The sequence below is a fragment of the Lacinutrix neustonica genome (assembly GCF_026625145.1).
GTDB lineage: Bacteria > Bacteroidota > Bacteroidia > Flavobacteriales > Flavobacteriaceae > Lacinutrix > Lacinutrix neustonica.
In genome coordinates this window covers 2,390,399-2,405,419 of record NZ_CP113088.1, presented here as the reverse complement: position 1 = coordinate 2,405,419, position 15,021 = coordinate 2,390,399, and the positions used below count along the sequence as shown (strand labels likewise).

Below are 15,021 nucleotides of genomic sequence, written 5' to 3'. Positions count from 1 at the left end.
TGGTCGTATGAGGCTTCGACTGCGCTCAGCCTGACATCTGCGACCAGCTATTTTAGTTTAATGTGAATTCTCTTTTAATTTTATTTAACTGATTTGCAATACTTGCATTGTATTGTAAATCGCCTACTCGTAAAATGAAACCTCCTAAGATGTCTTCATCTACAATGTTTTCTACAGCCACATCTTTTCCAGTTAATGCTTTAGCCTTAGCTAACACCTTTGCTTTCAAATCGGCTGTCAATGGCACTGCTGTGGTTACTGTTCCTGATTCGATTCCTTTTGACACATCATACAATTCATTGAATTTTGATGCGACATCTGCAAAGATATCAATTCTCTTATTAGTAATTAAAGTCTCTATTAAGTTACCCGTTAGTGTGTTAATATCCTTAAAAATGGCATGTAATGCCGATTTTTTAATGGATGCACTAATTACCGGACTTTGAAGCATAGCGCTTAAGTCTTCATTCTCGGCAATAGTATTAGCGATTAGCTTCATGTCCTCATTTACAGGCTCGGCCGAATTTTGATCATTTGCTAGACTTAACACTGCTTTTGCGTAACGTATTGCTGCTCTTGCCATTCTATTTCTTAGTTTAGTTTTGCATCACCTAACATCGTGTCAACCAATTCTAATTGCCTGTCTTTGTTTGATAATTCTTGACGTACTACTTTCTCTGCTATTTCAATAGATAAAGTTGCCACATGATTTTTAAGCTCAGCCATAGCGGCTTTCTTTTCACTTTCAATCGCTGCTTGGGCTTGCGCAATCATTTTGCTCGCCTGTTCTTGCGCTTCCTCTTTAGCCTCTTCAATCATATTGTTTTTCATCTCACGAGCATCTTTTAACATCCCTTCACGTTCTGCACGCGCTTCTTGTAAAAGGTTTTCATTATCTGCTTTAAGATTCTGCATTTCTAACTTTGCTTTTTCAGCAGAAGCTAATGCATTATTAATGGAGTCTTCACGGCTTTTAACAGCACCTAAAATAGGCTTCCACGCAAACTTCTTTAATAAGAAAAAGAACAACACAAAAATTATCGTTGTCCAAAAAATCAAACTTTACTGGTGCAGTAAAGTTCATATCTATACTATTATTTAATTATTTTTAATTTTTAAAATAGTTCCGGAACCAACCGTTCCGGAACTATTTAGTTTGTTTTCAAAAATTACTTTGCAATTAAAGCAACTACCACTGCGAAAAGTGCAACACCTTCAATAAGTGCAGCAGCAATAATCATCGCCGTTTGAATTTTTGAAGTAGCTTCAGGTTGACGAGCAATTGCATCCATTGCAGATCCACCAATTTTTCCAATACCGATTCCTGCACCAATTGCAGCTAAACCAGCTCCGATTCCAGCTAATACCATAAGTAATAAAATTTATTTAGTTAATAATTAAAAAACTCTTGTTTAAATAAAATCCCCACGCACATCTTCTGCATCTGGAATTTCGTGACCAGCAGCATCATGCGCATGATCGTGGTCATGTTCTGCTACCGCCTGACCAATAAATAGCGCTGATAACAACGTAAACACATACGCTTGTAAAGCAGCAACTAACATTTCTAAAACACTCATAAACAAAACAAACACTCCGAAAACTGGTGCAATAAATACGCTTTTAAATATGAATATTAAAGAAACCAAACTTAATATAATAATATGCCCAGCTGTAATGTTTGCAAATAAACGAATCATTAACGCAAAAGGCTTTGTAAATATCCCAATGATTTCAATTGGAACCATAATAGGATATAACGCTTTTGGTACTGGGGGTGTTAGTATGTGTTTCCAGTAATCTTTATTACCACTAAACGACGTCACAATAAATGTGATAAACGACAATACGAACGTGAAAAATATATTCCCTGTTAGGTTTGAACTAAACGGAAAGAAAGGAATTAACCCAAATAAATTATTTACCCGAGATAAAGAAAAATATAGTTAATAAATACGGCATAAATCTAGCGTATTTCTTCTCACCAATGTTTGGAATAGCAATATCGTCTCTCACAAATAGAACCAGTGGTTCAAGGAAAGCAGCCAAGCCTTTAGGCGCCTTGCTATTTTTCTTATATGATCGCCCTACCGCGCTAAACAAGATGAATAATAATAACACAGAAAACATCATAGAGAACACCAACTTTGTTATTGAGAAATCTAAAGGTCTCACCGAATAATCAACAGGCACCATTGTTTCTTTATCTTCCTGAGTCATGGTTTCGAATTTATTTTTATAATAAATTCTTTCATGGTGTCTTACAAATTCTTGACCATTAGCTTCAACTACTGTTTCTCCGTAATTATCATGATGGAATTTTTCCGAAGAAAATAAAGTTAAACCATTGTCTGTCCAAAGAATCACTGGCAAGTAGAAAGAAATTGGATGACCATTCCAATCTGCTATATGAAACTCATGCGAATCACCAATGTGATCATTAATTAACTCACTCGCATTAAATTCTTTATCCTCACCATGTTGACCACCTTCCAATGCCAATGAAGCCACTGGTATCAAGGCTAAAACTACTATTGCGATCAGTTTGATAGATTTTTGTGCTATCGTCATACCTTATCTAATAAAAAATTAACGTCCTAAAAATTCGGTGCAAAGGTATGCTTTTTCTTTAAATTTTTAAGGTATTAAGAAGAAAAAAAAATAGAGCGTAACACCTTAATTTTTAACGTGTAAAAAGCAGCTATTTATTTAAAATTTTAACCACGTAAATTGTTTCTAACAATAGGAAAAGAAAATAGGGAATAAAGAAGGTGATGACATCGTTCACCGCATCTAATTCCTTGTTTTGGATAATCGGTAACAAAAAAATAATAGCTGCCATCATTTTTAATAACCCACAAGCCATAAAAGCAAAGCCGGTTTTATCTGAAAAATTTTTATTGACAAACAGAACAAATAAATAGACGAAAAAACTTGCTAAAAAATTAAACAAATACACCTTCCAAGTACTATAAAACAGCAATTTAGTGTCAAGAATGAGGTCAGAAACAAAATGTTGCAGGGTAAAAAATACGAGGGTAAAAGGAATTAATACGAAAAGAAATTTTATTAATTTTTGATTCATTATTTATCTTTTGACATTCCAATGACTTGTTTTATGACTTGGTAAATAGCAAGAATTACTCCTAAAAGAGAAAAAATCACAGTATAAGCACTGTACTCATTTGGAAATTTTGAATCCAGCCACCAACCCACAAAAGACAATAGCCCAATGGTGGCAATCATTTGAAAAGCGATTGTTGTGAATTTAATGTAATTATTTAGTTGTTTTTTGGGCTTTTGAGTCACCTTTTATGTCTTTAGTTGTGTTTTTCATATCACAGGTTACATTAAAAATAGCGCCCGGCTCTATGGCCAATTTTGCGATTATGACTTCGCCTTCAATTTTGGCAGATGGTTTTAGGGTAAGCGTTTCGGTAAGTGTGAGTTTTCCTTTTAAAGTCCCTTCAAAATAGGCATTGCTACTTTCTAGTGAGCCATGGATTTCTCCCGTTTTGCCTACCACTACTTTTCCAGGTGTTCTCACCTCTCCTTCTATAATACCATCGATTCTAATATCGCCTTCACTTTCAAAAGTACCCACTATTTTAGTGCCCTTAGAGATCAGGTTCTGAACTGAGTTTTGGTTAATATCTTGTTTTGTTTTTTTACTATCGGGAAACATATGACTATTTATTTTACTGGTTGGTTAAATACGATTCTAAATTCTTATGAATTTGAAGAACCCTGTAATTGGCTGTTGAAATACCAAAAAATGATCTTGATATCTCGGCTTGCTCCGGCTTTTCAAAAAAGGAAGGAAAGCCCCGGGCTGCTTCAATACTTTTTAACCCATGAACGACAACAAATGTTTTATCAGGACTATATAGGTCAATAGAGACATACATATTATGGTATTTCATTTTATCTATTGCTTTTTCTAGGGTTTCTTTAAACGTTTTTAATTCTTCTACCGTGGCATTTACAAATTCAAAGACCGCTTTTGCGCTTGTTGCTGTGGTTTCATCTTCAAATGAGGCCGTTTCTAGGCCTTTGATTGCGTTATCTAAAATGGATTGTGCTTGAATACCTTCTGCAGAATTTGCATAATTTACGGCCACATCGTTAATTGCTTTTTTATATTTTATAAAACCATACAACCTACCTATAGCATAAGCCTTTAGTAACTCGAATTTAGGCACAATAGCCTCACCATCAAAAGCTGTAATATATTGATCACTTTTGGAAATGGTTTCCGCAAATTTCTGTGTCTCAAAAAGCTTATAAACAGACTCATAAACACTTTCAGGACTGCTTTCGTCTTTTGTAAGCGCTGTTTCAGGATGATTTAATATTTGGGCATAACGGGTCTCTCGGATAGTTAGTAGTAATCTCGTTTTTAACACGCTCCATTTCTGTTGTAAGACCTAAAATTTCGTAGATTTTAAATAGATTATACTTTGAAGGTAATATTAAACGGTCCTCGGGTTCATTATCTAATAAACTAATGAACTTCGTTTTTGACAACTCATATTCTTTAAATTTTTCCTTGTATATCAAACCTAATTGAAAATAGGCGAAATTACGTTCTTTAGCTATGCTATCTATTGTCTTTTTTTCTGAAGGTATTTGAGCGATATAATAGCCGGCATCAAAAAACTCGTTGTCTTCCGCAAGGTCGTTTTCAGCAAGAGCATTTTCTATACCTTGAGTTGCCCCTCTTCTGTTAGACCAACGCCAATTATCTCTGTTTTCTCGATCTCCCCAAATTCTAGTAAATTCATTTTTACCGTAAGCGACCGTCTGATCATTATAGAAATAAAATGAAGATCCCACAGGGGTGCTCCCCGAGGGTTTAAATCCGCCAACATTATTTTGTCCCGCATTGTTTTGAGCTAAGCCTTGTTTTTGTAATGCTATGGCCGCTTTTTCTTTCTCTGCTTCAGCTTTTGCTTTTAGTTTTGCCACATAGTCTTTAAAATAATCCAAGCGTTCCGCTTCGGCATATTTACAAAACGGAGAATACTATCGTTAACCTCGGCAACGCCTTCGTAGTATATAACATCATCAAGATTTTCTCTTTTCCGTTTTATTATTCTAAAGGGCTTGCTGTTTTCTACCATTTTTGTCATGGTGCTATCGTAGTAAGCACCAGCAACTTTAAAATTATTTCGGTCGAAATTCATATCGCCAAGCGTTTCATAATTTTTAGAAATGAGTATCTTGTCTTGTGAATTCGTGCGAATAGACTTGTTATAATACACAACGGCTAGTGAATCTCTATTTCGATTTAGATAATACGTAGCTTTTTGGTGATAGATATGGTCTAAAAAAGGCCTGTTTTCTCGGTCTTCTTCCAGTTTACTTAAATGCTCAATAAACTCTAATTTGTTACCTTTTTCGTAATCAAAGTTTTTCGCTTTTTCAATGTGTGCGCTAATGAGATATTTACGAGGTATCTTCCGGTTTAAATCGATTACTTTATCAAACGCTAAGTTGGCACTGTCTTTATCTTTTAGCGCATTATAGAGTTGTCCTTGAATAAAGTAGAATCGGCCTTCTTCATGAGGTTTCTTTGTCGCTACGGCAGCTCGACCTATTTGAGTTAAGGCACTATCCAAAGACTTGGTATTAATATAAGCTTGCGCCAATATAGAAGTAGCATCTGCCAACTCCTGATCTTGTATTTCTTCCTGTTCTAAAAGCCGTTTTAAGTTTCTAATAGCCAACTCATCATTTTCTAAACGCATGTTGGTTTTCTCACGCCGAGACCTTTGCTTGGTTAATGTTGCTACTTGCCGGATATTTGTATAAAATGTAATTGAAGGCTTCCGGAGCCGGTATAAATCGTTGATCAAAATAACGGGCTTTACCTAATAAGAGGTAGGCTTCATCCATTTGCGGATTGTATTCCTTGCCTTTAATATTCATACCATGTTGTTGTATGGCTTTTACCGCCTTTTCTTCAGCTACAGTAAAATCTGCATTTTTAGACTGCCCCGGAAGCATAATCTCTTCGGCAATTTGCATGCGTTCTACGGGTAAAACAGCCCAGTAGTTGTCTCTATAAGCACTGTTGAGATTTTCTCTTCCTTTTTCTAAGGCGTTGTTTCCATTAAATAACGTGTTGTATTCTGCCGTTACCGCGTGAAAATTTCGACTTACAAAACTGTCGTTCTTTCGAGAACAACCCGTTATGGTTAGTGCAGAAATTACTACTATTAATATTGATTTGTGTGCTATTTTCAACGGTCTTGTATTTAGTCTAATACATAACTTTATTCTTTTGAAAATAGTATATAACTATTGCAAAAGCACGTAAAAATAAGCATCTTTTTGACTTTATGCCAATTAATAAAGAAAATGTGATTTAAAATAGAAAAGAACTACACCTCAACCACTCCGAGAAAAATGAGCTTCTAATTCTTTTAAGGTTGCTGGGTTAGTTTCTAAATCCTTAACCACTTTACCTTTTTCAAGCACAACAATACGCTCACAAACGTCTGTAACGTGTGACAAGTCATGACTTGAAACCAAAACAGTAACTCCTTTTTTTTCTGCCAAATCTCTTAAAATCCCTTTTAATCTAATTTGAGTGGTGGGATCGAGATTAGCAAAAGGCTCATCAAGAATAATCACTTCGGATGCCCTATAAGTGCGGCTACAATGCCTGCTTTCTTTTGGTTACCCTTACTTAAATCGCGTAAGTACTTTTTTTGCAGAAGAATTTCACCGTGGAAAAAATCTTCGAACTGAGCGAGTAAGGCATCGACATCTGCTTTATTTTGCCCCCGCAATTCGCCAATAAAGTAAAAATATTCTTCAGGGGTTAAGTAACCAATTAAAAAGGTTTCATCAATAAAGGCAGAAGTAAACGGTTTCCAGTCTTCGCTTTCGTGAACGCGCACATTGTTATTTTTTATATAGCCTGTTGTTGGCTGAATCAAATCTAATAGTAAACTAAAATAGGTCGTTTTTCCAGCACCATTGTTGCCCACTAAACCAAAACTCTGACCTTTTGGTATCTCTAAGCTCTCAATGTTTAAAACCGTGTTTGTATTATATGTTTTCGAAAGGTTTGAAGTAATTATCATAGTTCTAATTTGTTTGTTTATAAGCAAGTAGTGTTTTATATTTTTCAGCTTTATAAATCTTTTCTATTAAAGTAAACACCGCATTTTTAAATAAAAACCCTAATAACCCAAATACGGCTACTAGTGCAAAACCTAGGATTTCGCCTTGTAATAAATGACCAGCGGCATAGATAAGCATTGGTAATAATAATTTAGGAATCGTTAATAGAAGGGTTTTAACATTAAATGATTTTTTATCACCAAAAGCCTTTTTTCCTGAAGTTAAATCTATAGGTGTTTTAATATAGGCACCACCCCAAAGGACGACGTGAGAATTAACACCTATATTATATATGGCCCCAACAACAATGGCCGCATAAGCCTGCCAACCAAAAAACAAATAGAACGATGCAAAAAGTGTTGAAAAAATGGTGGCAATGACCATCAAATACCATTTAGATTCTAAGTATTCTTTGTAACGAATATTTTGGCTCATTAGTAGTGGGTAGTAGGCACTATCCCAGCTAGGAACAAATTGTCCGAAAGAAAATAAAAAACCACCAGTCACAAAAATACCTGCAAAAATCCGCCAAAACGGACCATCATAAACTTCGATTGATCCGAGAAAAAAAGAGCAGACCATAAAACAGAAAAGCAAAGCTCATAAACAATGTCATTTTAGAACGTTTGTTTCTTTTTATTAATTTTATATCATTTTTAAGGAATGTCGAAACGCTACCAAAGCGGTCCAGCCAAATCATGTTATCGGTTTCTGCGACAGCGACTTTTTTAGCTAAGCCTGCATCTAAGTAGAAGTTTTTTCTAAAATAATTAAAAGCCATTTTATAAAGCAAGACTGCTAATGCTAATGGAATAATGGCCCAGTACGGCTGGTTGTAAAAGGCCGAAAACACTGGAGTGGTGTATTGTGTAATATCAAAAACATCATAATACATTAACGCCATTAAAACGACCACGACAGCTAAAACAGAGTAGAATGCGAAATCTTTGTTATTGACAAAAATATTAATAAAATTATTACAATAAACAAGTGCCAGCATGGCCAAATACCAACCCAAGACATTAATAAAATCATGCCCTTCGATTAATAGCACGATTGAAAACGGAATAAAAAAGAAGGCGTGCCAAATATTGAAGAAAGACACCATTGTTTTGTTGATACCAAATCGAACCACTTGATTCTTTTTTAGTGGTAAATATAAAAGCGGTTTGATATTAACAATTGGCATTTTTTGCAGAAAATACCTAAAGACCAAGTCGCCTACAAAATAAAAAATTATAAATTTATTGATGATCTTAAACGGTTCAGGATCTACCAGTTCTTCAATAATATAATAGGCACCAACACCCAGCCCTAACGCGTAAAGTAACATAAAAAAGGCTCCAATAAGCATTAAAACTTTAAGTGCGAGATTCATTTTAAATGAAGCAGAGCGCGTAAACCCTTTCCACTCTAAACTTATAAAACGTTTAATCATTTTTGGTTTGTTTTAATCCATTAGTAATATTAATACAGTTTTTGTTACAATAAAAGGGATTTAATTTCTTGTTGCTTATTTTTGTAAAAAAAATAATGGCGCAATTCCACACCCTTTCAATAAAAAACATACACCGCGAAACGGCTCAATGTATCACATTAAGTTTTAACATCCCCGAACAATTAAAGCAAACTTTTAGTTTTAAAGCGGGACAATATATCACTTTAAAAACGACTATAAATGGCGAATCCATACGTCGTGATTATTCCCTTTGTTCTTCTCCAAAAAGTGGCGACATAACAGTGGCGGTTAAAGAAGTAGAAGGAGGAACGTTTTCCAAGTATGCAAACAACTCTTTAAAAATTGGAGACACCTTAGATGTTGCCGAACCCAAAGGCCGATTTACTTTTGAACCTTTAGCTACTGCAACTCGAACGATAGCGGCTTTTGCGGCCGGTAGTGGAATCACACCCGTATTGAGTATTGCTAAAACTCTTTTAGAGGAAGAGCCCAACAGCACATTCGTTTTAGTTTACGGAAACAAAACAACCCAAGACACTATTTTTTTAAACGAACTACTAGCACTGCATCACACCTACAAAGAACGCTTTGTCATTCAGTTTCTATTTAGTCAAGCACAAGAACCTGATGCGCTTTTTGGTCGTATTGAAAAAAGCACCGTGAACCTCATCGTGAAAAACAGATACAAACACGTAATTATTGACGCTTTTTATCTTTGTGGTCCGTGAAGCCATGATTAATACTGTTACCTCTGTTTTAGCAGAGAATAACATTCTCGAAAATAAAATTCATTTTGAACTGTTTACGGCAGCCCAGGCTTCTAAACCCCTTGACACTATAGCCGCAGCAGATGGCAAAACAAAAATAACGGTTATTGTTGATGATGATGAAGAAAGCTTTGAAATGGAACAGTCGCAAACCATTCTAGAAGCGGCATTAGCTAAAGATTTAGATGCGCCTTATTCTTGTCAAGGTGGGATTTGTAGTAGTTGTATTGCGCGTATTACCGAAGGCAGCGCGACCATGAGGCAGAACAATATTTTAACCGATAGCGAGGTCGCCGAAGGTTTAGTGTTAACGTGTCAAGCACAACCAACTTCCGCTAAAATTATTGTAGATTATGATGATATTTAGGGGGTTGCCATGCCAAACCACCACTCTTAGTCATTGAAATTAAGTCTTTCGTCGAATTTACAAAATCTTTAACATTAAAAAAAAGACAGGCACCCTTTTCGTTTTATTTTTGCGGAAGATTATAACGCTAAAATTGTTAGTTAAGGGATAATATATTTATGAGCTGTTATAATTTAATGCCTTGCATAACTGCGAGGCATTTTTTTTATAATGCCCTTTCTATCTTTTTTATAATGGTTTCAGGAGCTATCGTTCGAGAAGCTTCTTTATAATGCTCTGGATATTTATTGCCATAGATTGAAGTCGGAATTAAAGGAAACTGTGTTCTGTTTGCTAAAACAGCATATTCTTCTCGGCTGATTAAACGCTGAAAAACCTGCAAAAGGATGGGTAACGTTCCATATAGTAATTACTTTTTTACCTAACATAGCAGCCGGATGTGCATTCCCGAATCCATAGACAGCATGACATCTAAATTTGATATGATATTGAGTTCTTCGTTAAGATCAAATTTTCCAGCAACACTAATGACGTTTTCATATTTATTTTGAAACCCCTTTAACGTTTTTATTTCATGCTTTCCGCCACCAAAAAGTAAAATTTTATGTGATTTAGATAAATGGGCTATTACTTTTTCAAGTAAATCCAACGGGTACATTTTAGAGTCATACTGTGCGAATGGAGCCATACCAATCCAACATTTCGTGTCGTTTCCCAAAACGTCTTGTGTGCTTAATTTCAATTTTGCCTTTTCAGGAAATGAAGGGTTCTTTAACGTTAAAGAAAAACCTAAGGTTCTAAAAACGTCTGCATAGCGTTCATGAGTGGTTTGCAATTGCTGAAATAGGTACCCCTCCGTTAGTGCTTTCTTTTCGTTTCTGCCTTTGTCGATTTGTAGAAAAGTTTTTCCGAAGAAAAATAGTTTTAAAATATTGGTTCGTAGAACATTATGTAAATCTGCTACAGCGTCTATCTTAAGTGCTTTGAGTTCTTTTGATAATTTGTATAATCCATAAACCCCTTTATGCCTCCCCTTTAAATCAGGGGCAAAAACAGTGACCTGAGGGAGGTCTCTAAAAAACGGTATGAAAAGCGCACGTGTTAAAACGGTAAGTTTTATTTCTTGATGTTGTTCACAAAAAGCACGCAACACAGGTACAGACATGGCAACGTCTCCCATGGCAGACAGCCTGATGACTAAGATATGTTTTGGTTTTCTTGGCATTATTAATCGCTATCACACTAAGCGCCATCGAAGCGTATTTGGGGACCCATAATTATGGCATTCGACAGTGTTCAGGATTGCTATTTAAGGGCGTGTTCTATTTCTGCCCTCGTAACACAGGATTTAATTCGTCGTCATTATACATTTTCATTTGCTTATACACTTTCATGTATTTATCGCCTTTACTAATGTCGTTTAATAACGTGTCAATCGCCGTAGACAAATCTACGCGTTGTTCTAATAATATCTCAAGTTTTGTTCGGCAAGCGGCTCTATGAGCCTCTGTCGCATTCGTACGTGTTGCCTCTTCTTCCATATGATATACTTTTAAGGCTAAAATGGAAAGCCGGTCGACACCCCAGGCAGGGCTTTCGGTATTAATGGTTGCATTAGGTTTTGGTGCTACTGTCTTATATTTTTCTAGAAAATAACTATCAATGTACTCCACCATGTCTGTTCTATCCTGATTAGACGCATCAATTTTACGTTTCAAGGTTAAAGCAGCTACTGGATCTATTTGTGGATCACGAATAATATCTTCGTAATGCCATTGCACGGTATCAATCCAACATTTTCTATATAGTAAATGCTCCAGTGTTTGCGTTTTTTTGTCATACTTATTAACAAACGGCTGATTTACCGAGTTAATTTCATGATATTGTTTTATAACCTCTTGAAAAATGGCATTTGCCTTATCTGTAAACATAAATGTATTATTTTAAGACTTCAAAATTACGTAAATAATATAAGAAACATTAAAATGGAGTTGTAACTTTACTCTTGTAAAAGCAATATAAAACCATGACCATTCACAATATTTCCGAAAACGACTCTATTTTAAATACTTTTTTAGCAGAAATTAGAGACACTGTAATTCAAAAAGACAGCATGCGCTTTCGTCGTAACATAGAACGTATTGGTGAAGTTTTGGCTTATGAAATGAGTAAATCATTCGACTATAAAAGTAAAACAGTTGAAACTCCTTTAGCTAAAACAGAAGTACAAATACAAGAGAATGACATGGTCTTATGTTCTATTTTGAGAGCAGGCCTTCCTTTGCACAATGGGTTAATTAATTATTTTGACAAAGCGGAAAACGCCTTTATTTCTGCGTACAGACATCACCTTAAAAACCCCGAAACCTTTGAAATTATTGTAGAATATTTAGCCTGTCCTAATTTAAAAGGAAAAACCTTAATACTGGCAGATCCCATGGTTGCCACGGGCCAGTCTTTACTAGCTACCTTTGAAGCGCTAAAACCCTTTGGAACACCTAAAGAAATACACCTAGTTGCTGTTATAGGAGCACAAGAAGGTCTTGATTTTATAAAAAAACACTTCCCAAAAAACACCACTTTATGGATTGGCGCTGTAGATAAAGACCTTAATTCGAAAGGCTATATTGTACCAGGTCTTGGGGATGCTGGTGATTTAGCTTTTGGTGAAAAATTACAACACTAAGAGAATAAACGGAATTACTAATAAGGCCATTAAAAATACTTCTTTAAACCATCTTTCTTCTATGGTTTCAATATAATTTGTGATAATTATTGCTAAGGGCGCAAATAGAAAAAGGAACTCACTGCCATTTTTGTTTGGCGCAATAATAACAATGCACGTTGCAATAATACAGGCTGAAAAAACAACACTGTACGACGGCCTAAAGGTTTTCTTTTTGTTTTTAATACCTCTTAAATAAAAAATAGAAGACCACAACCCAAAAGAGACCAACATGGTAATCGCTATTATAAATTGAACACTATTAAATGGGCTCAAATCAAAACTAATTTGTGGCGTCCAATTAAATGCAGAGAAAAAAACATCATCAACAAGCAGAGAATAACTTATAGCCACCACGTAAATAGATATTAATCCTAAAAAAGGAGTGATTACTTTTTTAACCTCAGCTTCTGCATAGAATAAAATAGCCAGTAAAGATTAAAAGGAAGAATAAGATAGACCGTGAAATAAAACAAGCTGGCTAATCCAATTAAAAACCCTGAATCAAAGAGTTTTTTAAGTGTCTCTTTTTGCTTATGAATACTAATCATTCGCCGTAAGGCTAAGAGGATAATTAAATTAGAAAAAACAAGGTGTGGGTGTAAAAATAATTGTGGAATAGCCGTAACGAACACACTAAATAATAAGACTTCATAGTTGCTCTTCTGAGACAGTGAGTTCTTGCTTACAATAAAATCTAGAAGTAGAATACTGAAATAACACCCAATAAACACAGGTAAAACCTTAAAAAGGTTTAGTGCCGTTATCTCAGATTCTGAATCAGAATATAGCGCAGCTAAAACGGCAATAACCGTAATAATAAAAACGATTAAAAAATTTATTGGTTTAGATTTACTAAAAATACTTGCAATCATTAGTAGTTTTTGTATTTTTGCTTTATAAATATACTATAAATTATGAAGGATTTATTTGAAGCTATAGAAGACTTATTTGTAAATATTCTTTTTGCCCCTTTTGATGCCTTAAGAGCTTTAGAGTTAGAGAGCTGGTTTACAGCGAATATCATGAGCTGGTTATTCACCATTATAGGCTTAGTTGCTTTTGTTTATTGGATGCTTCAACTTAAGAAATTTAATGACAACAATGACGAAGACAAAAGTATTTCTTCGCACTCCTTTTTATAAATCGAAACCAATATCTTTTCGATAATTCATCTTATCAAAATGTAGGTTTTCTATATTTTGATAAGATTTTTTTATAGCTTCTTGATACGTGTCTCCATAACTAGTTATAGCCATAACACGTCCACCCGAAGTGACTACCTTATGGTCCTTTACCTGCGCACCTGCGTGAAAAGCAATAGAACCCTGAATGTTTTCAAGTCCTGAAATTACTTTTCCTTTCTCGTAAGCTTCAGGATAACCGCCAGAAACGAGCATGACCGTCGTTGCTGCACGTTCGTCTATTTCAAGAGTTATTTGATCTAACGTTTGATTTGCAACCGCCTGAAAAAGGTCTACTAAATCATTTTTTAACCGGGGTAAAACCACTTCTGTTTCCGGATCTCCCAAACGCACGTTATATTCTATAACCTTTGGGTCATCACCCACTTTTATTAAACCGATGAACACAAAGCCTTTATAGGGTAGATTATCTTTTTGTAGGCCGTTTATAGTAGGGATTACAACACGCTCTCTTATTTTAGCCATAAAGGCTTCATCTGCAAATGGTACAGGAGACACCGCTCCCATGCCGCCTGTATTTAACCCCGTATCCCCTTCTCCAATACGCTTATAATCTTTGGCCGTAGGTAATATTTTATAGCTTTTACCATCGGTTAATACAAAGCAGCTTAATTCTATTCCTTCCAAGAACTCCTCGATAACTACTTTCGTACTTGCAGCTCCAAACTTTGCATCAACAAGCATCGCTTTTAACTCTGCTTTAGCGTCATCAATATCATTTAAAATGACAACCCCTTTTCCTGCTGCTAATCCGTCTGCTTTTAATACGTATGGGGGTTTTAAAGTGTCTAGAAAAGCATACCCCTTATCAACGGTTGAAGCATCAAAGCTTTCGTAAGCGGCCGTAGGAATTTGATGCCTGTATAAAAATTGTTTTGCAAATTCTTTACTTCCCTCTAATTCAGCAGCGGCTTTTTGTGGCCCTATTACAGCCACGTTTTTAAGTTGCTCATCTGCTAAAAAGAAATCATGAATCCCTAAAACTAAAGGGTCTTCCGGCCCCACAACTACCATTGTAATATTATTATTTAAAACCACTTGTTTTATGGCCTCAAAATCTGTTACGTCTACAGGAACATTTGTTGCTACTGTTGCCGTACCCGAATTTCCAGGAGCGACATATAAGTTTCTACATTTATCGCTTTGAGCGATTTTCCAGGCGATAGTATGCTCTCTTCCGCCGTGAACCTAATATTAAAATGTTCATTATTGTTGGTGTTGTTTTGACAAAAATAACATTTTGAGGTTTCAATTTAAAAGGTTTGTTTGGTTCATTTTAGAAAACTTTTTTAAGTTCGGATTTTTTGTTCAACCGCTCTTTAGCTTTAAATACTAAGGCATTGAAAACCGGTTAAATTTGTTTA

General features: G+C 35.4%; 17 protein-coding genes and 5 pseudogenes. 3 read left to right on the top strand and 19 right to left on the bottom strand.

Annotated elements, in window-relative coordinates:
• Positions 1 to 52: 52 nt before the first annotated feature.
• From atpH to N7U66_RS22030, 14 genes and pseudogenes are all read right to left on the bottom strand, one after another.
• Entirely contained in the window at positions 53 to 583 is a 531-nt protein-coding gene (gene atpH, locus N7U66_RS13175; protein WP_267675722.1) for an ATP synthase F1 subunit delta, read from the bottom strand.
• Between the two features lie 8 nt (positions 584 to 591).
• Positions 592 to 1,059 carry a F0F1 ATP synthase subunit B gene (locus tag N7U66_RS13170; protein WP_267675720.1) on the bottom strand — a complete coding sequence of 156 codons (468 nt, stop codon included), beginning with the start codon at positions 1,057 to 1,059 and terminating at the stop codon, positions 592 to 594.
• Positions 1,060 to 1,169: 110 nt separating this feature from the next.
• Positions 1,170 to 1,370 (bottom strand): ATP synthase F0 subunit C, encoded by a 201-nt coding sequence (gene atpE / locus N7U66_RS13165; protein WP_044401428.1) that lies wholly within the window; start codon positions 1,368 to 1,370, stop codon positions 1,170 to 1,172.
• Between the two features lie 42 nt (positions 1,371 to 1,412).
• Positions 1,413 to 2,571: pseudogene (gene atpB, locus N7U66_RS13160) on the bottom strand (F0F1 ATP synthase subunit A).
• 130 nt (positions 2,572 to 2,701) lie between these two features.
• The gene (locus N7U66_RS13155; protein ID WP_267675703.1) at positions 2,702 to 3,085 is read right to left on the bottom strand and encodes a DUF6168 family protein; all 384 of its coding nucleotides are present in this window, start codon (positions 3,083 to 3,085) and stop codon (positions 2,702 to 2,704) included.
• Entirely contained in the window at positions 3,085 to 3,309 is a 225-nt protein-coding gene (locus tag N7U66_RS13150; RefSeq protein WP_267675701.1) for an AtpZ/AtpI family protein, read from the bottom strand. The genes N7U66_RS13155 and N7U66_RS13150 overlap by 1 nt, the downstream gene beginning before the upstream one ends.
• Positions 3,278 to 3,685, bottom strand: a complete 408-nt coding sequence (locus tag N7U66_RS13145; protein ID WP_267675699.1) for a bactofilin family protein — start codon at positions 3,683 to 3,685, stop codon at positions 3,278 to 3,280. Before N7U66_RS13145 ends, N7U66_RS13150 begins: the two co-directional genes overlap by 32 nt.
• Before the next feature lie 13 nt (positions 3,686 to 3,698).
• Positions 3,699 to 4,406: a hypothetical protein gene (locus N7U66_RS13140; RefSeq protein ID WP_267675696.1), complete on the bottom strand. Its 708-nt coding sequence runs from the start codon at positions 4,404 to 4,406 to the stop codon at positions 3,699 to 3,701.
• A complete protein-coding gene (locus tag N7U66_RS13135; RefSeq protein ID WP_267675694.1) occupies positions 4,339 to 4,989 on the bottom strand; it encodes a hypothetical protein in 651 nt (216 codons plus the stop codon). The genes N7U66_RS13140 and N7U66_RS13135 overlap by 68 nt, the downstream gene beginning before the upstream one ends.
• Positions 4,956 to 5,750 (bottom strand): type IX secretion system periplasmic lipoprotein PorW/SprE, encoded by a 795-nt coding sequence (gene porW, locus N7U66_RS13130; RefSeq protein ID WP_267675693.1) that lies wholly within the window; start codon positions 5,748 to 5,750, stop codon positions 4,956 to 4,958. Before porW ends, N7U66_RS13135 begins: the two co-directional genes overlap by 34 nt.
• A 10-nt stretch (positions 5,751 to 5,760) precedes the next feature.
• Entirely contained in the window at positions 5,761 to 6,249 is a 489-nt protein-coding gene (locus tag N7U66_RS13125; RefSeq protein WP_267675692.1) for a hypothetical protein, read from the bottom strand.
• A gap of 144 nt (positions 6,250 to 6,393) precedes the next feature.
• A pseudogene (locus N7U66_RS13120) lies at positions 6,394 to 7,094 on the bottom strand (ABC transporter ATP-binding protein).
• A 4-nt stretch (positions 7,095 to 7,098) separates the two neighbouring features.
• Positions 7,099 to 7,716 carry a DUF5687 family protein gene (locus tag N7U66_RS22035; RefSeq protein WP_313791229.1) on the bottom strand — a complete coding sequence of 206 codons (618 nt, stop codon included), beginning with the start codon at positions 7,714 to 7,716 and terminating at the stop codon, positions 7,099 to 7,101.
• Positions 7,676 to 8,572, bottom strand: coding sequence for a DUF5687 family protein (locus N7U66_RS22030; protein ID WP_313791228.1), 897 nt, complete (start codon positions 8,570 to 8,572; stop codon positions 7,676 to 7,678). The genes N7U66_RS22035 and N7U66_RS22030 overlap by 41 nt, the downstream gene beginning before the upstream one ends.
• 95 nt (positions 8,573 to 8,667) lie before the next feature.
• On the opposite strand from N7U66_RS22030, the pseudogene N7U66_RS13110 reads away from it, so the two are divergent.
• Positions 8,668 to 9,727: pseudogene (locus tag N7U66_RS13110) on the top strand (2Fe-2S iron-sulfur cluster-binding protein).
• 205 nt (positions 9,728 to 9,932) lie between these two features.
• Here N7U66_RS13110 and N7U66_RS13105 read toward each other — a convergent pair.
• Together N7U66_RS13105 and N7U66_RS13100 are read right to left on the bottom strand one after the other, a co-directional pair.
• Positions 9,933 to 10,907 (bottom strand): annotated as a pseudogene (locus N7U66_RS13105) (glycosyltransferase family 9 protein).
• 142 nt (positions 10,908 to 11,049) lie between these two features.
• Positions 11,050 to 11,658, bottom strand: a complete 609-nt coding sequence (locus tag N7U66_RS13100) for a DUF4254 domain-containing protein (RefSeq protein WP_267675691.1) — start codon at positions 11,656 to 11,658, stop codon at positions 11,050 to 11,052.
• A gap of 95 nt (positions 11,659 to 11,753) precedes the next feature.
• Between N7U66_RS13100 and upp the strand changes: the two genes are divergently transcribed.
• Positions 11,754 to 12,413 (top strand): uracil phosphoribosyltransferase, encoded by a 660-nt coding sequence (gene upp / locus N7U66_RS13095; protein WP_267675690.1) that lies wholly within the window; start codon positions 11,754 to 11,756, stop codon positions 12,411 to 12,413.
• Here upp and N7U66_RS13090 read toward each other — a convergent pair.
• Both N7U66_RS13090 and N7U66_RS13085 read right to left on the bottom strand, forming a co-directional pair.
• Entirely contained in the window at positions 12,402 to 12,842 is a 441-nt protein-coding gene (locus tag N7U66_RS13090) for a DUF6427 family protein (RefSeq protein ID WP_267678531.1), read from the bottom strand. The two genes, upp and N7U66_RS13090, sit on opposite strands and share 12 nt — an antisense overlap.
• Positions 12,842 to 13,327: a hypothetical protein gene (locus N7U66_RS13085; RefSeq protein ID WP_267675687.1), complete on the bottom strand. Its 486-nt coding sequence runs from the start codon at positions 13,325 to 13,327 to the stop codon at positions 12,842 to 12,844. Before N7U66_RS13085 ends, N7U66_RS13090 begins: the two co-directional genes overlap by 1 nt.
• A 42-nt stretch (positions 13,328 to 13,369) precedes the next feature.
• On the opposite strand from N7U66_RS13085, the gene N7U66_RS13080 reads away from it, so the two are divergent.
• Positions 13,370 to 13,597 carry a DUF6341 family protein gene (locus N7U66_RS13080; protein WP_267675685.1) on the top strand — a complete coding sequence of 76 codons (228 nt, stop codon included), beginning with the start codon at positions 13,370 to 13,372 and terminating at the stop codon, positions 13,595 to 13,597.
• Here N7U66_RS13080 and purD read toward each other — a convergent pair.
• Positions 13,592 to 14,864 (bottom strand): annotated as a pseudogene (purD, locus tag N7U66_RS13075) (phosphoribosylamine--glycine ligase). The gene N7U66_RS13080 and the pseudogene purD overlap by 6 nt on opposite strands.
• Positions 14,865 to 15,021: the final 157 nt, after the last annotated feature.